At 54.2% G+C, this 23,317-nt stretch carries 22 protein-coding genes; 5 read left to right on the top strand and 17 right to left on the bottom strand.

Features of this window, described 5'->3' with window-relative positions; genetic code table 11:
* Positions 1-140: 140 nt before the first annotated feature.
* The 11 genes from ETHHA_RS05960 to ETHHA_RS05910 form a co-directional block, all read right to left on the bottom strand.
* Positions 141-1,361 carry a Zn-dependent hydrolase gene (locus ETHHA_RS05960; RefSeq protein ID WP_013485087.1) on the bottom strand — a complete coding sequence of 407 codons (1,221 nt, stop codon included), beginning with the start codon at positions 1,359-1,361 and terminating at the stop codon, positions 141-143.
* Positions 1,362-1,391: 30 nt separating this feature from the next.
* Positions 1,392-2,735 (bottom strand): aminotransferase class III-fold pyridoxal phosphate-dependent enzyme, encoded by a 1,344-nt coding sequence (locus ETHHA_RS05955; protein ID WP_013485086.1) that lies wholly within the window; start codon positions 2,733-2,735, stop codon positions 1,392-1,394.
* 73 nt (positions 2,736-2,808) lie between these two features.
* Positions 2,809-4,014, bottom strand: coding sequence for an NAD-dependent dihydropyrimidine dehydrogenase subunit PreA (preA, locus tag ETHHA_RS05950; protein WP_013485085.1), 1,206 nt, complete (start codon positions 4,012-4,014; stop codon positions 2,809-2,811).
* Positions 4,011-4,781 (bottom strand): hypothetical protein, encoded by a 771-nt coding sequence (locus ETHHA_RS14500; RefSeq protein ID WP_013485084.1) that lies wholly within the window; start codon positions 4,779-4,781, stop codon positions 4,011-4,013. Before ETHHA_RS14500 ends, preA begins: the two co-directional genes overlap by 4 nt.
* A 41-nt stretch (positions 4,782-4,822) precedes the next feature.
* Positions 4,823-6,202 (bottom strand): dihydropyrimidinase, encoded by a 1,380-nt coding sequence (hydA, locus tag ETHHA_RS05940; RefSeq protein WP_013485083.1) that lies wholly within the window; start codon positions 6,200-6,202, stop codon positions 4,823-4,825.
* 244 nt (positions 6,203-6,446) lie between these two features.
* Positions 6,447-7,682, bottom strand: coding sequence for a PucR family transcriptional regulator (locus ETHHA_RS05935; protein ID WP_013485082.1), 1,236 nt, complete (start codon positions 7,680-7,682; stop codon positions 6,447-6,449).
* 122 nt (positions 7,683-7,804) lie between these two features.
* Positions 7,805-8,302: a 2-thiouracil desulfurase family protein gene (locus ETHHA_RS05930; protein ID WP_013485081.1), complete on the bottom strand. Its 498-nt coding sequence runs from the start codon at positions 8,300-8,302 to the stop codon at positions 7,805-7,807.
* A gap of 47 nt (positions 8,303-8,349) precedes the next feature.
* Positions 8,350-9,375, bottom strand: a complete 1,026-nt coding sequence (locus ETHHA_RS05925) for an ABC transporter substrate-binding protein (protein WP_013485080.1) — start codon at positions 9,373-9,375, stop codon at positions 8,350-8,352.
* Between the two features lie 34 nt (positions 9,376-9,409).
* Positions 9,410-10,186, bottom strand: coding sequence for an ABC transporter permease (locus ETHHA_RS05920; protein WP_013485079.1), 777 nt, complete (start codon positions 10,184-10,186; stop codon positions 9,410-9,412).
* On the bottom strand, positions 10,183-10,986 hold the full coding sequence (locus ETHHA_RS05915) for an ABC transporter permease (RefSeq protein WP_013485078.1): 804 nt from the start codon (positions 10,984-10,986) through the stop codon (positions 10,183-10,185). The genes ETHHA_RS05920 and ETHHA_RS05915 overlap by 4 nt, the downstream gene beginning before the upstream one ends.
* Positions 10,987-10,989: 3 nt before the next feature.
* Complete coding sequence (locus tag ETHHA_RS05910; RefSeq protein WP_013485077.1) at positions 10,990-11,760, bottom strand: ABC transporter ATP-binding protein; 771 nt, start codon at positions 11,758-11,760, stop codon at positions 10,990-10,992.
* 558 nt (positions 11,761-12,318) lie between these two features.
* Here ETHHA_RS05910 and ETHHA_RS05905 point away from each other — a divergent pair.
* Positions 12,319-13,419 (top strand): iron-containing alcohol dehydrogenase family protein, encoded by a 1,101-nt coding sequence (locus ETHHA_RS05905; protein ID WP_013485076.1) that lies wholly within the window; start codon positions 12,319-12,321, stop codon positions 13,417-13,419.
* Between the two features lie 135 nt (positions 13,420-13,554).
* On the opposite strand, the gene ETHHA_RS14495 is transcribed toward ETHHA_RS05905, so the two are convergent.
* Together ETHHA_RS14495 and ETHHA_RS05895 are read right to left on the bottom strand one after the other, a co-directional pair.
* Entirely contained in the window at positions 13,555-14,850 is a 1,296-nt protein-coding gene (locus ETHHA_RS14495) for an acyltransferase (protein WP_159033363.1), read from the bottom strand.
* A 72-nt stretch (positions 14,851-14,922) separates the two neighbouring features.
* The gene (locus ETHHA_RS05895; RefSeq protein WP_013485074.1) at positions 14,923-15,213 is read right to left on the bottom strand and encodes a hypothetical protein; all 291 of its coding nucleotides are present in this window, start codon (positions 15,211-15,213) and stop codon (positions 14,923-14,925) included.
* A 479-nt stretch (positions 15,214-15,692) separates the two neighbouring features.
* On the opposite strand from ETHHA_RS05895, the gene ETHHA_RS05890 reads away from it, so the two are divergent.
* The 4 genes from ETHHA_RS05890 (at position 15,693) to ETHHA_RS05875 (ending at position 18,795) form a co-directional block, all read left to right on the top strand.
* Positions 15,693-16,661, top strand: coding sequence for an O-antigen ligase family protein (locus ETHHA_RS05890; RefSeq protein WP_159033362.1), 969 nt, complete (start codon positions 15,693-15,695; stop codon positions 16,659-16,661).
* A 50-nt stretch (positions 16,662-16,711) separates the two neighbouring features.
* Positions 16,712-17,410: a DUF421 domain-containing protein gene (locus ETHHA_RS05885; RefSeq protein ID WP_013485072.1), complete on the top strand. Its 699-nt coding sequence runs from the start codon at positions 16,712-16,714 to the stop codon at positions 17,408-17,410.
* A 372-nt stretch (positions 17,411-17,782) separates the two neighbouring features.
* On the top strand, positions 17,783-18,166 hold the full coding sequence (locus tag ETHHA_RS05880; RefSeq protein ID WP_013485070.1) for a zinc ribbon domain-containing protein: 384 nt from the start codon (positions 17,783-17,785) through the stop codon (positions 18,164-18,166).
* A gap of 71 nt (positions 18,167-18,237) precedes the next feature.
* Positions 18,238-18,795, top strand: a complete 558-nt coding sequence (locus ETHHA_RS05875; protein WP_013485069.1) for a hypothetical protein — start codon at positions 18,238-18,240, stop codon at positions 18,793-18,795.
* Between the two features lie 65 nt (positions 18,796-18,860).
* Here the strand turns inward: ETHHA_RS05875 and ETHHA_RS05870 are convergent, their stop codons facing one another.
* The 4 genes from ETHHA_RS05870 to ETHHA_RS05855 form a co-directional block, all read right to left on the bottom strand.
* Positions 18,861-19,880 carry an NAD(P)H-dependent glycerol-3-phosphate dehydrogenase gene (locus tag ETHHA_RS05870; protein WP_013485068.1) on the bottom strand — a complete coding sequence of 340 codons (1,020 nt, stop codon included), beginning with the start codon at positions 19,878-19,880 and terminating at the stop codon, positions 18,861-18,863.
* 25 nt (positions 19,881-19,905) lie between these two features.
* Entirely contained in the window at positions 19,906-20,559 is a 654-nt protein-coding gene (plsY, locus tag ETHHA_RS05865) for a glycerol-3-phosphate 1-O-acyltransferase PlsY (RefSeq protein WP_013485067.1), read from the bottom strand.
* A gap of 64 nt (positions 20,560-20,623) precedes the next feature.
* On the bottom strand, positions 20,624-21,949 hold the full coding sequence (gene der / locus ETHHA_RS05860; protein ID WP_013485066.1) for a ribosome biogenesis GTPase Der: 1,326 nt from the start codon (positions 21,947-21,949) through the stop codon (positions 20,624-20,626).
* 1 nt (position 21,950) lies between these two features.
* Positions 21,951-23,261 (bottom strand): radical SAM protein, encoded by a 1,311-nt coding sequence (locus ETHHA_RS05855; RefSeq protein WP_013485065.1) that lies wholly within the window; start codon positions 23,259-23,261, stop codon positions 21,951-21,953.
* Positions 23,262-23,317: the final 56 nt, after the last annotated feature.

Raw genomic sequence — 23,317 nt, 5'->3', positions numbered from 1 at the left:
AATGGATGAACGAAGTCCCTGGCTGTTAACTGCCAGGGACTTCACTGTGTCTAGACAAAACGCCCGCGGTTCCGTAATGAAAACCGCGGGCGTTCATTTGCATCTGTTTTAGAGCATCCTGTTTTTTGCTGTGTGCCTGCTTAGATCTTATCGATATCCAAAACCGTGTTTAACAGCACATTGGTGCCTTTCACGCAATCGTCGATCGGGGTATACTCTTCTTCGCAGTGGCTGTGGCCGTCGATGCTCGGCACAAAGATCATCGTGGTGGGCAGCACGTCCGCCACATACTGCGCGTCATGGCCGGGGCCGCTGTACATCCGTTTGCCCGGATAGCCCAACTCTTGCATGTTCTTTTCCACCAGGTCCACGAACGGTTTATGGAAGTGAACCGTTTTGCGCGACCAAAGTTCCTTATAGGAAACCGCACATTTTTCCAGTTCTTTAGGCAGGCCTTTGATGACCTCTACCACCTGCTGCACGATCGCAGGGTCTTTATGCCGCGCATCAAGCGTAAAACGCACATCGTCGGGAATGACGGTATGCACATTCGGCTGTGCCACGATACGTCCCATGGTAAAGACCAGTTCATCGTCAATCTTGGACAGTCTGTCATACAGCATGCAGATCAGTTCCGCTGCCGCATGCAGCGCGTCCCGGCGCATTTTCATCGGCGTAGTGCCTGCATGGTCAGCCTGGCCGGTGGTGTGGATTTCATAGTTGACCATCCCCACGACACCTTCCAGCACGCCGATTTTCAGGTGCTCGGCTTCCATCACCGGGCCCTGCTCAATGTGCAGTTCCAAATAGGCCATCTGTTTTTCCGGACTCAGACGGTTTTTCACGTCACCCAGATAACCGCTTGCTTCAAGCGCCTCACCGAACGTGACGCCCTCTTTGTCCTTGACGGCCAGCATGGCATCACGATCGAATTTGCCGGTGATGACACCGGAAGACATCATGGCCGGGTCAAAACGCGCACCTTCCTCGTTTGTCCAGACGATCACGGTGATGGGGTGGCGGGTCTTGAGCTTGTTGGTGGCAATAGTCTCGGCGGCTTCCAAGGCGGTCAGAACGCCCAGCACGCCGTCGTAGTTGCCGCCTTTGACAACCGAATCCAGATGGGAACCCATGGAGATGGCCGGCAGGTCTTCGGTTCCCGACAGTGTGGCATAGATGTTGCCCATGTCGTCGGTCTTGACGTCCATACCCAGCTTTTTGCACCGGCTGCAAAACTCCGCGCGGGCTTGCAGCGCCGCTGCACTCAGGGACAGGCGGGTAATCCCACCGCCCGCAGTGGCGCCAAACTTGCTGAACGTGGTAATTTTATCCTGCAGACGCTCTTTGCTACAATATTCCATTGACATAACCCTCTTTCCATAAAGTATGGTTTACAGCATTTCCTTGTCAACGGTGCCAAGCACCTCGTCCATCTTGGCCAGTTCTTCTCTGATCTGCTCCTCTGTGATAATAAGCGGCGGACAGACCAGCACCATGTTTTCATGCGAGTAGGTCATAAACCGCTTTTCTTTGAGCATGCCCACGATCTTGCCCATCACGCCTTTGGGATCGCCGCCATAAGAAACGAGCGGTTCCCTGCTCGCTTTGTCTTTGACCAGCTCTATCGCGGCGAACAGCCCAATGTAACGCACATCGCCCACGCAGGCGTGTTTGGCTTTCATGGCTTCCAGTTCCTCGCCCAGCACTTTGCCGACTTTGTTGACGTTTTCGAGGATGTTGTGCTCTCCGTAATAGCGCACGCAGGCCACGCCGGCGGCGCAGGCCAGCGGGTGGCCGCTGTAGGTCAGGCCGCAGGAAAGGAAGTGATCGTCGAAATAGGCGGCGATCTCTTTGCTGACGGCCACACCGCCCAATTGGACATAGCCGCAGGTGACACCTTTGGCGAAGGTGACGATATCAGGTTTGATGTCCCAATGTTCAAAGGCAAACATCTTGCCGGTGCGGCCGAAGCCGGCCATGACCTCGTCGCAGATCATCATAATACCGAATTCATCACAGATCTTCCGCACGCCCTGCAGATAGCCGTCCGGCGGAATGATAACGCCGTTGGAGCCGGTGATGGTTTCCAGCACGATAGCGGCGATGCTGTCCGGTCCTTCGTAGCAAATCTGCTCGCGCAGTTTGGCTACATAGTATGCCGCGGCTGCCTGCTCGCTCTCAAACTGGATCTGTTCGCGGTACAAATACGGGTCGAAGAATTTGACAAAACCGGGAATACCGGGTTCCAGCGGATAGCGCCGGGGCTCACCTGTCAGGTTACCGGCGCCGAACGTGGAGCCGTGGTAGCTTCGGTAGCGGCTGAACACCTTTTTGCGCCCGGTAAACATCCGCGCCATTTTGATGGCGTTTTCGTTGGCATCCGCGCCGGCATTGGTGAAGAAGACCTTACCGAAATTGTCGGGCATCAGGCCTATGACCATCTCCGCCAGATCTGCGCGGCTCTCCACCGCAAAACTCGGACCCATGTAACAATACTGATCCGCCTGCTCTTTGATAGCCTCGACAATTTCCTTATTGCCGTGCCCAAGATTCAGGTTGACCAGTTGGGCAGACATATCCGAATACCGGTTGCCGTCATAATCCCAATAGTAGATGCCTTCCGCCTTTTCCACCGCAATGGGGTTGAGCCCCCCTTGCTTCGACCAGGACTGCAGGTTGTATTTGACCGATTTCTGTTTGATGATTTCCGCTTTGCTCTGTGCTGTTGTCGCCATAATTTCCATACTCCTCTATTCTATATCGCCACAACAGACGGCCGGAGCCGCCTGCCGGACCAAAACCGGCAAATCAGGCTTTTGCGACCCGTTCTCCCGGGTGGATGGCCTGTGTGGGGCAAACCAGCGTACACAGATGACAGCCCACGCATTTTTCCGTCAGAACATCCGGCCTGCGTGTGGTTTTTTCCCAGGAAATTGCCTGATGCGCGCCATCCCGGCAGGAAATAAAGCACCTTCCGCAGCCCACGCAAGCGTCCCGGTCAATCACGGGCAGCACGCGGTAGTCACGCCGGAGCGCGCTACTTGGTACAAGATGCGGCAATGCGCGTCCCACCAGTTCATCCAGATGACGAATGCCCTTGTTCTCCATATAGGCCGCCAAACCGTCCCGCATGTCATCGACGATGCGATAGCCATATTCCATCACCGCCGTGGTGACCTGCACATTGCGCGCGCCCAGCAGAAAAAATTCCAACGCGTCGCGCCAGGTCTCGATGCCGCCGATGCCGCTGATCGGCACGTTCTGCAACTGCGGGTGTTTGGCAAGATCGTGGATGAAGCGCAGCGCAATCGGCCGAACCGCTTCGCCGGAATATCCCGAAACGGACGACTGTCCGTCAACATCGGGATAAGCGCTGAAATGCTCTACATCCAGCCGGGTGATGCTCTTGATGGTGTTGATGGCGGCAATGCCGTCGGCGCCGCCGCGCATGGCGGCGATGGCCACCGGCTCCATGTTGCCGATGTTGGGCGTCATCTTTGCCAGCACCGGCAGTTTGGTTCCCTTGCGCACCGCGCGGCAATAGGTTTCCACCAATTCTTTACTCTGGCCCACGTCGCTGCCCATGGTGCTTTTGGTCATCTGCGGGCAGGAAAAATTGCACTCCAGCATGTCCACGCCGACCTGCTCGGCCAGCCGCGCCAGCTTGGTCCACTCCTCCTCCGTTTCACCCATGATGGAGGCCACCAGCACTTTTTGAGGATACGCCTGTTTCAGCCGCCGCAGGACATCCATGTTTTCTTCCAGCGGGTGGTCGGAAATCTGCTCCAGATTGCGAAACCCGCCGAATGCAACGCCCCCATGCGACAAAGTGTCAAAGCGCGGGGAGACTTCATTGGCCTGATAGAAGCCGATGGTCTTGAACACGATGCCGCCCCAGCCCGCTTCCAGCGCACGGGCGCACATTTCATAGTTGCCCGCCACGCAGGAAGACGAAAGGAAAAACGGGTTTTCACACGGCACGCCGCAAAAGGTAATGGATAAATCGTGTCTCATGTTTTTCCCTCCGCAAAGGCCCGCGCTCGTTCTGCGGCAATCCGCCCTTTCCGCACGCTGAACGCTGCGTCGTCCGGACCGTCCGCCAGATCACCGCTCGGAAACACACCGGGCGCATCCGGCGCCACCCCAAACTCCTGCGCCGCCTCTTTGGAGGCGACGACCACGGCGCCGAATTTAGACAATGCGCCGGCTTTGATCTGTGCTCTGGCATCTTCCACAGACAACAGATGGATACCCAGTTCCACCAGCATATTCATGCCGTCGCCCAGCACATCGCGGTCGCCGCCCTTTTCCATCAACTGCCGGAGAATGTCCGCGCTCCACAGAAAGCCGCTGGCAAAAATCGTGACCTGCACGCCATCCAGCGCAAGCGCGGCGGCGGCGGAAAGTGCCGCGATATTGGCTCCAAGCACCGCAATCTTCACACCGGTCGGTTCCCGCCGTGGCTTTGGAAAGGCTCCCTCCACGCAGGCCTGATGCGCGATATAGGTGTGCAGCATGGAGATATTGACCGGGCGGTCGATTTTGCCGCGTATGCAGACCTTTTCACAATAGCGGTCAGCCGTGCAGAGCATGGCGCACACACTGCCGAGCGGATTGTTTTCCAGCGCCTGTCTGGCGCCGGCCCGGCGATTATCCAGACGAATTGCCTGGATGAACGCGGCGGGGTCGGATTTTGCCGGGCAGATTTTGGTACACGGCGCGTCATAGCAGAGCAGACAGCGCTCCGCCTCCTGCAGGATGGTGATCTCATACGGTTTCATAATCGTCGTTGCCTCTCATCGTACCGTGTGGGTTGCGAATATCATGCCTTGCTTTCCGCGCTGCGGCCTGCGCGTTTGAGAAATTTCCCCCAGCCTGCTTCCCCGCAGAATGTGCCGTCTTGGAAGACCAGCCGCCCGCGGGAATAGGTGCGGGTCACATAGCCTTTGAGCCGGACGCCTTCCCAGATGGTATAGTCGCAGTCGGAATGCATGTTTTCATTGGTAATGGTAAAGTCGATTGCCGGGTCATACAGGACGATGTCCGCATCCTTGCCGGGCAAGACCGCACCTTTTTCCGTGCAGCCGAAGATATCCGCCGGATTTTTGGAGCAGAGCTGCACCGCCCGATTGAATGTCAAACGGCCTTTGTTTGCCTCGCTGAGCATGTAAGGATAGAGATTCTCAATACCCATGCAGCCGTTCGGGATCTTGGTGAAATCGTCCTTGCCCCAGTCTTTCTGCTTGGTAGTGAACGGGCAGTGGTCGGTCGCGACGGTGGTAATGAAGCCTTTTTTGATGCCTTCCCACAGAGCATCCTGACTGGCCTGCCCCTTCATGGGCGGCGAGCAGACAAAATTCCGCCCATCTTCGCGTTTGTAAACATCGCAGGTAAAGTGCAGATACTGCGGGCAGGTTTCCGCATAGATGGTATACCCTTCCGTCACGGCTTCTTCCACCGCTTTCATCCCGTCGGCGTTGGCCAGGTGGACGATATAGAGCGGAGCGCCCGTGGACTTGGCCCAATGGATGGCACGTTTGTCTGCCTCCGCCTCCACGAATTCCGGCCGGCTCAGATAATGGTACCATGCGGAGGTCTGTCCGTTTTTCAGAAAATTCTCGATGTTCAGGTCAATGATATCGGGGTTTTCCGCATGCACGCTGATAAGCGCGCCGGTCTCCCTGGAGCGCAGCAGAGCTTTGTAGATATCCGCGTCACTCATCATCAGGCCGTCTTTTTTGTAGACCATGAAGAGCTTGTAGCTCATCAGCCCGTATTCGACCGCGTCCTGGAATTCGGTAAGCACGTCGTCCGTCAGATCGGTCAGCGCCACATGGAAAGCATAATCCACGCAGGCCTGTGGGCGGCAGAGCGCGTCCCGCTCTTGCGCGATCTCCCGGATGCCCATGCCTTTGCGCTGGATGGCAAAATCGAACACTGTGGTCACGCCCCCGCAGGCGGCCGCCCGTGTGCCGGCAAAATAGCTGTCGGCGGAAACCGTGCCGTTAAACGGCATTTCCAGATGGGTGTGGGAGTCGATGGCGCCCGGCAGAACATACTTGCCGGATGCATCCACGATTTCCGCGCCCGCGGCATCCAGGCCGCTCCCGACCGCCGTGATCTTTCCGTTCTCAACCAGCACATCCGCGCGGATGGTACTGTCGGAATTCACGATGAGCCCATTTTGAATCAGCATCTTCATACAACGTTCACTCCTTATCTGTTGTTCATGCTCTGACGTTGAGGGTGATTATTCATGGAACTGAGAGATAAAAAACAAAAAGACGCCGTTACAGATTCCCTGCGGAATTTGCAAGCGTCTTTGCTTCCTGGCCATATAGATTTATGCGATTGTTCTAAATGCATAAACATCATACTTATATTATAAGCCTTTCTTCTCATCTGTATATGTGCCAAGAAGCCAATTCCTCACGGTTTATTTTGTGTCATATGTCCTTCTTCTCCAGGGGCATGCCTTCATAAGAGAAAAACCGCTGGATTTTGAAAGCGATCTGGAGGCTGATTTTCACTTCCGCGTCCTTGAGGCTCTGCTGCAAGATCTCTTCTATGCGGTGAAGCCGATATTGCAGCGTGTTTCGGTGGATAAACAGGCGCTGGATAGTTCTTGCGGTATTCTCACCGTCTTCCAGGAACACCTGCAGGGTCTCGGTAAACTTTGTGTTGTTCTCCTCGTCATAGCGCAAAAGCGGCCCCAATGTCTCCATATAAAAATCCGCCATAGCCGATTTGTCGGTGACCTTGTTCAAAAACTTGAAGATCCCTGCATTACGGTAGATCATATATGGCTTTTCGGGGTTGTCTTTTGCCAGTTTGAGCGCGAGCTGGGCCTCGCTGTAGCTTTTTTTTAGCTGCTCAATCTGCCCATAGCAACTGCCCAGGCCGATACAAAAATCCATGCCCTCCATTTTTTGCCGGACCTCTTTACAGACAGCCACGGCAATCGCCTCAGCCTGTTCCAGTTCGTGCGCCGCACCCATCGGCACAGCCAGCACAAAATGGTTTCCTTTCCACATGGTGAGGGCTTTTTGGGAACGCTGGGCCAAGATGTTGCCGATCAGATACCGGATCTTATGCTGGCAGTTGATATAACCCACCCGCTCAGTCTTGTCCGCATAAGACTGCAGATCAGGGAATTCGATGTTGACAATGCCCATCGGGCCGCTCAGATCATAGCCGTAAAACTCGGCCGAATACAGATAGTCTGCATAATGGTTTTCATCCGAAAGCAGAATCTTTTCCAACAGGTAGGAGATCGAGGATTCCTCCATCCCGCTTTCCACAATGGCCGTGCAGATCCATTTGGTCACATCCACAAGGCGCACGGCCCACGGCAATTCCAACAAAGGGAATCCCAGCTGGTTGGCTCGCTCAATCGCCTTTTGCGGCACTTTATCTATAAATTTGCCCGTATTGACAACCAACCCCGCCACGTGCTTGCCTGCCAGCTGTTCGATCACCGGAACCAGCTGATCCGTATCGTCTCCGAACATAATGCCCGTCAGAAACGCCAATTCGTTGCCCACCAAAAACTGGATTGCCTCCATGCTTTCCAGCACATGTGTCCACCGGATCGCATTAGACAATCCCCTGGATCCGGCCAGCAAAATGATATCTTTTTTGAGTTCCGGCATATTCAGCACGGATCCGCATGTGATGGACATTTCAACACTTCCTTTCTGTCACCGCACAAACGATCCTTTCGGTTCTTGGCCTTCCACCTTACAAAAAAGCGCCGCAGCAGTGAAAAACTGCGGCAGCTTTTTAAAAGCAAAAAATGGACTGTTCAAAAAGTCTCTGTCTGTGCATGCAAAACGGTACGCGAATCCTCCGCCTGTTCCAGCAATGCCGCCGCCTCATCGAGCATGGTTTCATTCAGCACGCGGAAACCCGCCTCCATCAGCAGCTGCGAGGCCCGGCCCGCGCCCGCGATCTTTGTGCCGGTAAACGTGCCGTCGTAAATGAAACGGATACCACAAGAAGGGCTGTCTTCCTTCATGATGGCGAACAGCACATCGTGCTCCTTGGCAAGACGCAAGGCTTCACGCGCGCCGGTTTCGTAAGGTTCGGTTACGTCTTTCCCTGCGCCGGTGAGCACTTTCTCGCCAACACGCTGGGAATCGGGCCGGGGTGTCGGCAGACCGCCGAAAACTTCCGGGCAGACCGGAACCAGACGCCCCTCCTCTTTCCATTTTAAAAACCGTGGATCGTCACAGTTGAGCATCTCGCCGTCATAGCGGCAGAGCCAGCCATACAGGCAACCGCTCACCAAAATTTTCCGCATGGATGCACCCCCTTTCGCACTGTGATGAACTGTGATTATATGAGGATTTATTTACCGGTCGCTTCTTTCCAGTAAGACGTATCGATTGCTTTGGAAACATCCGCCGCTTTGGTCAGCAGGCCATACTTCAAGCCCAGATCGGCCGTCTGCTGGAGAGATGTCATGTCGATAGAACCGACATTGGATTTGTCAAAACCGCTCGGAATAACCAGCTTGGCAACCTGCTCGGCCATAAATTTCTGGTGCTCCAGGGAAACGCTCTTGTTCTTCTGGTAGACATAGGTGCCGGCGGCATCCGGATCGGCGCAGGCGGTCTGCCAGCCTTTGATGGAGGCTTTCAGGAATTTGACGATGGCATCTTTATTTTGGGATGCCCATGTTTTATTGACAAACAGGTTGTCTTCCAGCATGGCCACGCCCGCATCGTTCATATCGATCACATTCAGGTCGGAGGCTTTCAGACCATTTTCCAACAGCAGGCCGTATTCGTTGTAGGTCATAGCCTGAGCCGCGTCCACTTGGCCGCTGATCAGCTGGTTCATGGTGAAATCCTGCTGCACCAGACTGACGTCCTTGTCTTTGTTCAAGCCATTTTTGCCGAGCAGAGCATACAGTTCATACTCGTTGCCGCCAAACCAGGATGCGACCTTTTTGCCCTTCAGATCGGCAACGCTGTTGATATTGCTCGATTTTTTGGAAACGAGCAGCATGGCGCTCTTCTGGAAGACCTGCGCGATCTCGGTCAGCGCCCAGCCTTTTTCCTGATATTTCAGCAGGCTGGAGGTCCAGGTTACGCCGATGTTGGCCACACCGTTGTTGACCTGCTGCTCCGGGATGATGTCGCTGCCGCCGGGAAGAATGGTAACATCCAGGCCCTGATCTTTATAATATCCTTTTTCCTGCGCCACATAATACCCCATGAACTGGGACTGCGGCAGCCATTTCAACTGCAGCGTAACTTTCGTCAGCTTACCGGAACCGCTCGAGGAACAGCCTGAAAACAGGCCGGCCACCATGACAGCCGCCAGAGCTGCCGCCAGAATTGCGAGACTTTTTCTCTTCTTTTTCAACATTCTGATCACTCCTGTTGTTTAATATGAGTACCATTTATCTTTGTGAAGAATGCCATTTAATGGCGTTCTTTTCCACCAAAACGATGATGCTGTACAAAACGACTCCCGCGATGGACGCCACCACAATATAAGACCAGCCGGTGGCCATTTCCGCCTTGCGCAGATTGTCTTTAATGCCAAAGCCCAGCCCGGAAGTGGACGTGGCGAAATATTCACTGATGATTGCCGCGATGATGGACGCCGCCACATTGATCTTAAAGGCAGTGAACACATAAGGCAGGCAGTTCGGCAGACGCAGCTTCCGGAAAACCGTCCATTTATCGGCCGCCACCATCTGCATAAGGTCGAGTGAAAACGGCTTTACCGTGCGCAGTCCGCTGTAGGCATTAAACGCCATGGCCGCCATGCACACCACTGTGACCACGCCGATCTTCTGTGCCATACCGGTTTTAAACCAGAGGTTCATAATAGGTGAAAGCGCCACGATGGGAATGGCGTTGATGGCCGAAACCAGCAGGATCCCGCCGTAGCCCCATTTGGGGAACCAGACGGAGATGACCGCAACGATAAACCCAATCAGCGAACCGAGCGCCATCCCGATCAGCGCGCCGGTTATGGTGTCTGCGCAGTCCGTCATCGTTTTTCCAAAATTCCGCACCAATGCAGCCATAATATCGGTGGGCAGCGGAAGCTGGTAGGTCTCAAGATTCAAAAGGGCATGGAATACTTTAAGCTGCCACAAGGCAATAAACAGAACCCCAAACGCGATCGGGAGCACATAACTAGCCCAGGTTGCTTGTTTCTTCTTCATGCTGCATCACCGGCTTTCTCTCCAACTGATTCCTGCTTCCAGGGGATCAGGAACCGCTCCAGAACGACGATGACATAATAACTGATGATTCCCATGAGCGCGCTGATTGCCACAGCCGCCCAGAATGTATCCATCATGCTGGAATAGAGCGCGTACAAGATCCGCACGCCGATCCCGCTGCTCGAGCCCAGCATGTCCACCAGAATGGATGCCGTGACCGCCATCGGCGCCGTGATCTTCAAACCGGTGAACAGTTGCGGCAGCGATGCGGGAATCATGAGCTTGCGGTACACTTCAAACTTGTTGGTCGCGATGGAATACAGCAGCTCCCGTTTATCCTGCTCCACGCTCCGCAGTCCGCTGAGCATATTGACCGAGACCGGAAAGAAGGTGATATATGCCGCGATAAAAATGCGGGACACATCCATGTCGCGTACGATATTGAAAATGATGGGGGCCAGACCCAATACCGGGATCATCTGCGAAATAATCAGATACGGAAACGCGATTTTTTCCACGATTTTGGACAGGCTCATCAAAATGGCTAGAATAATCCCGACCAAGGCCCCCAGCGCAAACCCGATTGCCGCTCTGGAAAACGTGACCGCCGCATCTCCCGCCATATCCTGTCCGTTTTGAGCCAGCACGGCAATCACGGTATGAAAATACGGCAACTTTTTGGCCGCCATGGGGTCGTGTATAACATTTTGCAGGAAAAACGCGGCCAGTTCCCAGACCAGGATAACGCCAATCAGCCAAACAACAGCCACGATCCTCCGGTCTTTTTTTGTGATGCCCAACGCTTACACTCCCTCAAAGCATTTTCTAATCTTCGCCACATATTCATAGAACACCGGTTTCTCGCGCAGTTCACTTGTGCGGGGCCGCGGCAAGTCGATATCTACGATGGCGGAAAGACGGCCCGGATGGGGTGAAAGAACGACCACGCGGTCGGAAAGGAATACCGACTCCGCGATGTTATGGGTGACAAAGATGATGGTCTTTTTGTTCTTGCTCCAAATGTTCAGCAGGTCCTCATTCAGTTTTTCCCGAGTGAACTCGTCCAATGCGGAAAACGGCTCGTCCATCAGCAAAATTTCGGGTTTAAGCGCCAGCGCACGGGCGATGCCCACCCGCTGCTGCATGCCGCCGCTGAGTTCGAACGGGTATTTATAGCCGAAATTCTGCAGGCCCACCAGTTCCAGAACATCGTTGATACGGGCCGTCCGCTCCTTGCGCGGAATTTTCATAATCTCCATAGGCAGGCAAATGTTCCGCCGCACCGTCCTCCAATCATACAGAACCGGGTTCTGAAACACGATGCCGAATTTCTGCTGCAAGCGGATCTCCCGGGGCGACTGCCCCCGGATGGAAATGTTGCCTGTGGTGGGCTGGAGAAGATCCGCCACCAGGCGAAGCAGTGTCGTTTTCCCGCATCCGGACGGTCCTAATAAGGAAATGAATTCCCCTTCGCGAATATCCAGATTGATGTTTTGCAGCGCGGAGATCGGTTCTCCGTTTTTTCCGGTATATGTCATACTGACATCACGGATTTGAATATCTGTTGTACTCATGCAGTTACCCCCCGACTTCATCATTGCAATCACGCGCCCGGCTTTCCCTCTGTCTCTATTTTGCCGGTACAAGCAGCCTTAAGACATCCAAAAAATGCAAAAAGACGCTGAAATACCATCAGCGTCTTTGCTCATGAAAACAGGTTTCTTGAATTCTGACACAACCTGTGCCGTCCTAAGGCTCCTGCTTGATTTCTATTCGATTGTACACCACTATGATACGTTCCAGAACGTTATCCATATGATAGCTTCATTATATGGATTTATCGTTCCTTTGTCTATGTGCTGTTTACACAAAAAGAAAACCATAGCCTTTGTTTGGCGGGGGCTAACGACACAGCTCGGAACCTGCCGAAAGTTATCGAGATCCGATACGAATGGACATTTCCCCGAGCGTATGTTTCGGCCGCACAAGCGCTGATGCCGGATGTTATGCAATCTCACAACAATTTCGAAAAATCCTTGACAAAGCGTACGGCCTTGTATACTTTAGAATCATGTGATTTTTCGAACATTTCTATCAACAAACAATAAACAATGAAACTGGAGTGTAATAGAATGCCTATAAATTTCTTTCTCCCCACACGCATTTTGATGGACGACGGTTGTGTCCGCAAACATGCCGCCGTATTCAAAGAATTAGGGAAAAAAGCCCTGATCGTAACCGGTAAGCATTCCGCGAAAGCAAACGGTTCTCTGCAGGACGTGGCGGACACACTCACTGCGCAGGGCATCGACTATACCGTCTTCGACCGGGTCGAAACCAATCCTTCCATTGCAAATGTACGCGAGGGCGCCGCATTTGCCAAAGAACATCACGTGGATTTCGTGATCGGCATCGGCGGCGGTTCGCCGATGGATGCGTCCAAAGCCATTGCGCTGCTGGCCTGCCAGGACCTCGCGGATGAGGTGCTCTTCACCGGGCCGTATACACAGGATATCCTTCCGCTCTTACTGCTGCCCACCACCGCCGGAACCGGATCGGAAGTGACGCAATACTCCATTTTGACCAATGACAGAGCACAATCCAAAACCAGCATCGCCAACCCGCTGATCTTCCCCAAGATCGCCATGATCGACGCAAAATACACACCGAACCTCCCCCTGCGCACCACCATCCATACAGCAATCGATGCGCTCTCCCATTCCATCGAGGGTTCTCTTTCCAAGCGGAGCAACGCGCTGGTCGATCTGCTTGCGGAAGAAAGCATTCGCCTCATCGCCACCTATTTTGAGGACCTCATCCACGACCGCCTAGACGCCCGCACCCGAGCCGACCTGATTTACGCTTCCATGCTGGGCGGCATGGTCATTGCACAAACCGGCACCACCGCAGTCCATGCGATGGGCTATTCCCTCACCTATTTCCACCATATTGACCACGGCCGGGCCAACGGTCTGCTCCTCCCCTCCTTTTTGGCATTTCTGGAAAAACAGAATCCCGAGCCCGTCCACCACATCGTGGATATCATGGGACTGAAGAGCACGGCCGCATTCCGCGATGTGATAAACCGACTGCTCGGTGAAAAAGAAACCATTACCAATGAAGAATTCCGGAAATTCTCCGGAATCGCGATCAAAGCCAAAAACATTCCCGGATGTCTGACGGTCCCCACAGAGGAAGACCTGTACCAGATGTACGTGGAAAGTTTTTCATAACCTACACTTTTCTGTAGATCAGCACCCATTACCTCCTAAACAGAAATCCGGACCATTTCAAAATGGTCCGGATTTCTGTTTGTCTGGCATCTGCACGTATGATTCATGCATCCCGGCTTGCCGGCTGCCGGAATCTCATTCCGCTTTTTCCGTTTCTCCGGCAGATAGGCTCTCCACAAAAGCACGACACTGCTCCATACTGCGCCCACGGTCTGTTCCGGCAGTCTCTGCCCCATGATCCATAAAGATGATCCCGGTTGCGATGCAATAGGCTTGCCCGGCAGACAAACATCGGTATTGCAGGAAAAGATGGCTGCATCCTGTACCGGCTTTTCGCGCTTTATCCGCTATCCCGTTCACCAGTTGGGTCTGGAAGGTGACCCGGAACGGCTCGTATGTATGGGGGAACAGATGGTTTGCATAATTCCCCCAGCCGGACCCTGTCTGATAAGAAAACATCTGGTTCACGTTTTGAGAAAGCAGAACCGAGCACGTGCGATTGCCGAACAGTGCGTGCAGGATATGGTACACACCGTTGTGCGCAAAACCGTCTTTGTCCTCGATCACGGTGACAAATTCTCCCTTGGCCTGCGCCAGCGCGCGCAGATACCGACGGTCAAACTCCTCCGCCGTGGTGTCCTGCACCAGCCGGACGTTATCAAAAGCAGAACAGAATGCCTGCGCCGTCCCGGTCACGGCTTTATCCGCTCCGTTGTCACATACCACGATATCGAGCATACGGTCATTCCCGGCATCCTTGCAGAGCACGGACATGCAGGTTTCAAACGCGGCCAAATCTCCGTCGGTCAAAACGCATACGGACAGGACCGGCTTCTGCTGCTGCCTTTGCCTCAAAACCTGTGTGAGATGCCCCTGATCCCGAACGCGCAGCCAGGTCCCGGTCACAGGGTCGAAGCATTTTATCACGCGCGCCGGGCTGCCCACCGCCACGCAGTAATCGGGGATGTCACCTGTGACCACGCTGTTGGCGCCGACCACACACCCCCGGCCTATATGCACATCCCCGATAATCACACCATTGTTTGCGATCCAGCTTCCCCGCCCGATTGTGACGGTGGCATCCAGCACCGTAGCGCCCTGAAACATGATCGGCACGCCGACCTCACGGTATTCGTGGTCATGATCCGAAACATGGACATTTGCCCCTAGAATCACCCGGTCTTCAAGAATGACCCTGTTTACGGCAGAAATAACGCAGCGTTTTCCGATGCTGCAATTTTCCTGAATCTCTATTTTGGGAAAGCCGGCATCCTGTTCATTGGGGATATTGAAAAAGCAGTCCTTTTGGATATAGGTCAGTTCCCCGATAGAAACGGCTTTGGGGTACGAAACTTCAAACCCGGCCTCTATAAACACATTGTTACCAAGATCGAAAAACGCCTGGTTTCCGTTGTTTTGATTCTGATCCATTGATTTTTCTTCCCCCTGTCGGGTCAATTCATGTCCAATCAGCCCGCCCACGCCACACATGCGGGTAAAACGTCATCCTGTTTTCGTGCCGCTCATCTGAAAAACACCCGCGCTTGTCGTGGCCGTTCCCCTGAGTGTATTGCCGCTTACCGTGCCCTGTGCGGTATACCGAATCCGGAGAAAACCCGCGTTGAGAACGCCGGAGATCCGGAACGTATTCCCGTTTGAGCTTCCGGTGAAATCGTTCGTTTCGCCCATCGCGCGGATTGTGCCGCTCAACGAACCGTTGTTGTCAACAAACGTGATCGTCCCGCGCTGGGGACCGATGGGTGTTCCCAGCGTAACGTGAAACGTACCATCCATAACATCGCCCTCACTTTTTTTGTATCGTTTCAGTATATGCCCATAACATGGACAAGGTGTGAACGGCGCAAGCATCCGCCACGACACCGGGCTGCGCTGCTATGCTTTTCGTCCGAAAGCGCGTTCGCGGATGATTTTCATTTTACACCATTCTGCACTCCCCGGCAATTCGCATAAAAACCATCCCGCGGGATAAAACATAAAGAGAACCCCCCGACTGCATATCGGACAGCGCACCGTCCGCTCCGTCAAACATCCAAGAAACCAAACGGAGTTCTCCGTTTCATCAATTCCGGATCGAAAAAGCTCCTGTAAAGGTACAGAAATTGAGAAAAACCATACGATGGACAAAATGGTTCCGCTTTGCGGGCAAAGCCGAGAAGTGGCTGTTTATCAATGTCTGCGCCATGTTTTTGCCTTTTTTTGTTTGTGTTGCAACAATCGGGACAACCGCATGCGCGATTTTGCTTCACCGGGACATGAGCAGACGGCTCGCCACATTTCCGCACGGCGCGTGGCTGATCCTCTGGGGAACGGTTGCCGTGGCAGCCGCGGCCGTTTCGCAGAATTTCATGGGGCTGCTGTTTTCTTTGTTCTTCTGCTCACTGATCCTGTTCGCCGCATATTACCACCTCATCATGACGGACGCACTTTGTAAAACGGTTTTGCGCCTGCTCAGCTTTCTCGGCATCATGGCGGCCGGCATTGCTGTTTTGGAAAAAATCGTCTTGCACGGCCGGGTATCCGCTACCGTTTTCAACGCCAACTATTATGGATATATCTGCGAACTGCTCATCGTAGCCGGGGTCTATGCATGGCTGCAGGACCGCCCATGGCGCCGACTGCATGCCGCAGGCGTTGCCGTCAATGCGGCCGGCATTTTTTTGGCGGGCTGCTATTTCGCATGGCTGGCCGCCTTTGTCGGCATCGTTGTGCTGTTTTTCTGCCTGGGCAGAAAGCGTTCGGCCTTTTTCTGTCTGTCTGCGGCCGGTATATATGGGGGAATCGCCTGGTTTTTTCCAAAAACAGTTCCCACCACTCACGACATGGCCCGCAATATCTCCGCCCGTATCTATATATGGAAAACCTCGCTGCATTATTTCCTCCGGCACATTCTTTTTGGGAACGGCATGCTCACTTTTTTCTTTATCAGTAAGGGAATGGATCGCTCTTTCCGCGCGCATGCGCACAACCTGATTCTGGACACGCTGTTGAACTACGGAATCATCGGAACGGCATTACTCGCGGTTTTTGTGTTCTTTTGGATCCGGGCGCTGATTCAAAACAGACGGACAAATCCGTCCTCCGCCATGTGTCTGGGCGTTTGCGCGGCAACATTCGTTCATGGACTGATCGACGTCCCCATCATAGGATTTCAATCCGCCGCCGTTTTTTTTCTGTTGATGGCGCTTGCCGTGCATCCGCCTTTCCAAAATGAATCCCCTTGATTCCCCCTGTTTGCATGCAACGGATACCAAAAGAACCGGGAGTAAAGACCATGCTGTATACCAAAGTTGCAATCATCGTGTTCCGAAGCATTTTTGCTTTTATTATTCTTCTTGCCCTGGGAAGAATCGTTGGCAGAAAGATGATCTCCAGAATCACATTTTTTGATTTTATCATCGGGGTCACCCTCGGTTCTTTGGGGGTGCGGCTCGCTTTGGGAGCGGATGACTCCCTTTTGGGAAATATCGTCGCAGGCATCACCATCATCCTGATGGTTCTGCTGATCGATGTCTGTAATCTGAAAAGTTATCTGTTTCGGAAACTGGAAGAAGGAAAACCCATCATTCTGGTAGAAAACGGAATCATCCATGAAAAAAATTTAAAAAAAGTACGGATCAGCCTGAACAAACTTCTCATGCTATTGAGAGAAAAAGATGTGTTCAATATGGACGATGTCTATTATGCAATCATTGAAAATGACGGAGAGCTTTCCGTTCTTTTGAAACCGGACAGGCAAGCCTTGAAAGCGGCGGATATGAATGTCCCGATAAGCCCGATCAATCTCCCTCTTGATCTGATCATTGATGGGAAGATCATCTACGAAAATCTGGTGCAGTCTGGGCATGACATTGAATGGATCACCGCCCAGTTGAAAAGCCAGAACATCCGTTCCGAAAAGGATGTTCTCTATGCTTGTATCAATCCGGTCCATGGTTTTTATATTTCTCCCCGAACAGGGCCGTCCAAGTAACCGCCTGTTGTGTACCGGAGCTCCTGTGCCTGTTCATGGTTATATCGGCTGATCCCTGCTTGATTGATACTTTTTTCAGTTCGAATGTGCCTGCGGTTGCCGCGTTTTTGGCATTTTCTCCTCCATGGCTCCGCATCTGCCCGTATGGTTTCATACCAAAGCCTCCAATCGCAGTCCGGTATCCTGCGGCAGGGGGCTTTCCGGCAATATCCGCTTTCACTGATTCCGTTCGATTTCGACAGGCTTTTTTGATTCACACAAATGGCAACCCGTATTTCTTGACGGAACGGGCCGGTTGCTGTAAACTGTATAAAGATTTTGTTGCACGATTGTTTCAAAACGACCAGGCCCTTTTGCGTTGGGAGAATGTCCATGAACCGTTGTCCTCACTGCGGCGCACCCATATTACCTTATCAGAACTTCTGCACGACCTGCGGACTGGGCCTGCAGACGGAAAATGCGGCGCATCCGCCTGCCCCCATGCCCGGCGGCGCTTTGCCATATCCGCCCGTGCCGGACCCAACGGAGCGTGCCATTCCTTATTTTGTCTGGAGCCTGCTGCTGTTTTTCTTTCTGAATCCGCTTGGTGCACCGTTGGCCATCGTGGCATCGCTTTTTGCCGCGCGTGCCCACGCCGCTCCCCACAAAACGCAGGATCTGCATATTGCACGTTTGCTTTGTATTCTCTCCACCGTCATCACCGGCGGCACGCTGGTGATCCTGGTTACGGGTCTGATTGCGCAAAGCGCCGCCTGAGGCACCGCATTGCCTGCACGGCCTTTTGTGCCCCTATTTTTCCCAACCGTTGGAAAGCAGGTTTTAACACGATGAAATCCGCCCCCATTTACAAACTGATGTGGTCGGCTGTCCTTTCCGCGCTGATCCTTGTGGTGGTGTTGTTGAATTTCAGCCACATCTTCCCCGCGCTGAAAAAAAACGCGCTATCGCCCTCCAACCATGCGGACACGCCCATCAACATCCCGCAAAACCTGAATTTTCTAAATGACGACAAGCAGGCGTTTCTGGATTATTGCACCACCATCTTTGGCAGTAAACTGCCGCTGTCGGTGGATTCGGATTCTTTCGTATATGAGGGCGCCGTGGACGGATACCATTTCTACCGCATGCAGGCCAACCTGATTGAGACCGGCCCCGCTCGCCAACATGTGATCCTAGGCGGCTACCTGTTTGAAAGCGACCGTCTCTACCGCCCTTCCCCCACCGGGCTGTATCTGGTGAAGGACAATCAGGTCTACACGCTGGAGGAAGCATACAACGCTAAATTGGTGGATTTCTCCGAATTATATAGCCTATACAAACAGAAAGACCCGTTGGCCGTTTCTATATCCAGCGTTTCCTCCGGCAAAGGGAATGCCTCTTCTTAGCCCGCATCAAAAAAGTCCATACCGGGTTCAATCCCCGGCATGGACTTTTTCACAAGCTCGCGCGGTCACCAGTTGGAACCTCGCAGCCATACGTCTTCAAATTCATGTTTCTTTTGCCGCTGCATCAGGTCGCAGATAGCTGTATAGGGGTCTTTCTGCTCATAGAGCACCCGATAGCATTCCGTCACGATCGGCATATCCACTCCATGGCGTTCGGCCAGCAAGTGGACCGTATGCGCCGCTGTATACCCCTCCACCGTCATGCCCACTTTTGCAACCGCCTCGGTCGCCGCCATTCCCTGCCCGATATAGATACCGGCGCGGCGATTCCGGCTGTGTTCGCTCGAACAGGTCACGATCAAGTCACCGATACCCGCCAAGCCGGCAAATGTGGGGGCCCTGCCTCCCAGACGCATGCCAAGCCGCGCCATCTCCGTGATGCCGCGTGTCATCAGCGCCGCCTTGGGATTATCGCCCAAGCGCAGTCCGTCACAGATGCCCGCCGCCAGCGCGATCACGTTTTTGGTCGCGCCGCCGATCTCCACCCCAACGATATCAGGATTGACATAGATGCGGAACATGGGATTCATAAAGGCATCCTGCACCGCAAGCGCTGCATCCTGCCATTGGGAGGCCGCTACCACCGTTGTGGGGACGCCGCGGGACACCTCCTCGGCATGAGAAGGACCGGACAGAGTAGCCACCTTGATTCCCGGCAGTTCCTCGCCGATCACTTCGGACGGACGTTTGAGCGTGTGTTCTTCAAACCCTTTGGCGACATTGACGACGATGGTGTTTTCCCGTACCAAACCGGAAAGGCGGCGCGCCGTTTCGCGCACAGCCCCAGACGGAACCGCGAGGATGGCAAAATCCGCACCGGATACGATATCATTCGCATCAGAATAGGCAAGTTCAGGTGGAAGGGAAACGCCCGGCAGCAATCGGCTGTTCTGGCCGTCACGCTGCAGGCGTTCAAGTGTGGAAGCATGCGCGGACCAGAGCGTGACCGCATGGCCGGCTTTGCAGAGCATGATCGCCAGCGCCGTACCCCAGCCACCCGCGCCGTAAACCGCTATTTTGGCCATAATGTTTTTCCCGCCCTTCGCACCGTTATTTTTTTCCTCCGATTTTGGGCTCGGTGCCGTTGCGCAGCCGCTGGATGTTGGCGCGGTGCTTATAAATCAGGATACCTGCCACGATCACGGCAAAAAGCGTATCCAGCCACACAAAATACTGGTGCCGCGCAGTGGCGACCGCGTAAGTTGTAAACGGCACCGATAAAACGCCAATGATGCTCGAAATCGATACGATGTGTGTAACGGCGAACACCACGGCAAACACCACAAAAGCGACCAGGAACAGCCGCCAGTCCACCATGAGCACCAACGCGCCGGTGGAGGCGACCGCCTTACCGCCCCGGAAACCAAAAAAGATCGGATAGATATGTCCCAATATGCAGAAAATTCCGGCTACGAACGCGATGAACATCGTATCCAGCACTGCACCGCCAAACAGGACCAAAATGAATCGTGCCAACAAGATCGCAGCCACACATTTGAGAAAATCGCCGGCAAACGTCAAAAGGGCAGGCAATTTTCCGGCCGCACGCAGCGTGTTGGTCGTGCCCGCGTTGCCGCTACCCTGGTCGCGCACGTCCTTTCCGGTAAACAGCTTTGTAAAAATAATGGAGAAACTAACGCTGCCGATCAGATAGGCAGCAATGGCGACCAGAAAAAGCGGAAGCAGTATTTCCGGTGTTGTCAAGCAAATTCCTCCCCAAAATCGGAGAAACCGTCCGGCGCACAGGTGACGGCGGACGTCCTCCCGTTTATGTTTTTTCTCTGTCTCGTTCACGTATGATAAACCGGATGGGTGTGCCCTCCAGTCCAAACGTCTCACGGATACGGTTTTCCAGATAACGCTGATACGAAAAATGAAAGAGCGCCGCGCGGTTGACAAATACCACAAACGTCGGCGGACAGGCCGTCGGCTGGGTCATATAGAGGATCTTCAGCCGTTTGCCCTTGTCGGTCGGCGGCTGCACGCGGGCCACCGCATCTGCCAGCACATCGTTGAGCTGCCCTGTGGGAATACGCCGCTCGTATGCCACGCGGACACGCTGCACCATTTGGAACAGTTTGTCAATATTTCTTCCCGTCTTGGCGGAAAGGAACAGGATCGGCGCATACGACATGAAGCTGAAATCCTGCTCCAACTTTTTGCGGAACGCATCCATGGTCTTTTCGGTTTTTTCGACCAGATCCCATTTGTTCACCGCGATGATGGAGGCCTTGCCCTGTTCGTGAGCATATCCTGCAATTTTAGAATCCTGCTCCGTAAAGCCGGTGGTGGCGTCGATCATCATCACGCAGACATCAGCGCGCTCCACCGCGGAAAACGCACGCATCACGCTGTAGCGCTCCACGGCTTCCTGCACTTTGCTGTGGCGGCGAATACCGGCGGTGTCTACAAAAACAAATGTGCCGTATTCATTTTCTATGCGGGTATCGACCGCATCGCGGGTGGTGCCGGGAATATCCGAGACCAGCATGCGCTCTTCTCCGGCGATCCGGTTGACCAGCGACGATTTGCCCGCGTTGGGCTTGCCGATCACCGCCACGCGCACGGCTTCGTCTTCTTCTCCGTCACCCTCGCCGGGCAGCAGCTCCACCACATGATCCAGCAAATCGCCCGTGCCATGCCCGTGAACGGAAGAGACCGGGAACGGATCACCCAGGCCGAGGTTATAGAATTCATAAACTTCGGAGGGCGTGTTGCCGAGCGTGTCGGCTTTGTTCACACAGAGCACCACCGGCCGGTGGCTGCGGCGCAGCATGTCGGCAATCTCATTGTCCTGCGCGGTCACGCCGCTGCGCAGGTCGGTCATAAAAATGATGACATCGGCGGTGTCGATAGCCGCCTTTGCCTGTTCGCGGATGCCGGACAGAAACACATCGTCCGATTTCATTTCAATACCGCCGGTGTCGGCCAGCAAAAACGTATGGCCGCACCATTCGCAGGGCGCATAAATGCGGTCGCGCGTCACGCCGGGCGTATCCTCCACAATGGAGATACGCCGGCCCACCAGCTTATTGAAGAGTGTGGACTTGCCCACATTCGGCCTGCCTACAATCGCTACGATTGGTCTGCCCATCTCATTCCCCCGTCAACGCATCCAGAACGGCGTATCCGTCGTTCTCTACGGGACGCACATTTACGCCCAGTGCCCGCCGGACCTCCGCGAGCGACACATCATCCAAAAACAGATCGCCTTCGGCGCGAAGCATCGCCGTCGGCAAAAGCAATTCGTCACAGTCCAGATTGCAGCCCAACTGCGCCAACAGATCGCCACCGGTGACCAGCCCTGCCACGGTGATCTCCGCGCCGAAAAAGTCGTTGCGAATCGCCCGCACCTCACAGGAAAGCCCGGAGATACGCACCTCGGCGGCGTGCGCCATATCTTCCAGATAGGGCCGCGCCGCTTCGCCAGTGGCAATTACCACGCGGCGCGGCGCGGCAAGCGGATGGCCGTCATAGGCATCCAGCGCCTGCCGGAACTGTGAGGTGAGCAAGGCGACCATCCCCACGCCGTTCTCCAACTGCGGAAAATCCTCATAAAACGAAACATCCGGGAAAGGGTTCTCAGATTTAATATAAAACTCATCCGCGGCAAATGCAAGCCTTGTTCCGTTTTTTTTGAAAAAAGCCTTTCCAAACATCTCGATCTGCCGGACAACTTCCCCTGCTTCCTCTTTGGTAAACGAGCGCAGGGGATACAGCCCTTCCCGATAGCGCGAGATACCCACCGGCACTGCCGAAATGCTCTGCACCGCCGGAAAAAGCGCCCCCAAGTCGGCGAGCGAGCGCGCCAGCTCCGCACCGTCGTTCAGTCCGGGGCAAAGCACCAGTTGACAATTGAGCTTGGTGCCCGCCTCAGCCAGGCGATAGAAATGGACAAGCGCCTCGCCCGCGTGGGAATTGCCCATCATACGGACGCGCAGGGCCGGATTGGTGGTGTGCACCGATACATTGATCGGGCTGATGTGCATGTCGATGATGCGGTCTACATCCTGTTCCGTCAGGTTGGTCAGCGTGATGTAGTTGCCCATCAGAAAGGAGAGCCTCGCGTCATCATCCTTGAAATACAGCGTTTTGCGCAGGCCTTTCGGGAGCTGATCTATAAAACAAAAAACGCAGTGGTTTTGACACCTGCGCTTTTTGTCCATCAAATATGTCTCAAAAGACAGGCCGAGATCTTCATACGGCTCCTTGCGGATACGGATTTTTCTGACCCGCCCGTTTGAGTCGGCCACCTCAAGCAAGAGGCGCTTGTCGGTCATATAAAACTGGTAATCCAGCACATCCGTAATGGGATGTGCCCCGATGCGCAAAAGCGTTTCCCCGCATTGGAGACCCGCCCGATGCGCCGGGCTGCCCGGCTCCACACCGGTAATCTGCGCGCCCATGGCACCCTCCCGCAAAGCCTGAGCGGAAAATGGGGAGGGATGCATCATCAGGACAC

The sequence above is a fragment of the Ethanoligenens harbinense YUAN-3 genome (assembly GCF_000178115.2).
GTDB classification, from domain to species: domain Bacteria; phylum Bacillota; class Clostridia; order Oscillospirales; family Ethanoligenentaceae; genus Ethanoligenens; species Ethanoligenens harbinense.
This window is presented reverse-complemented; position numbering and strand designations above follow the sequence as displayed.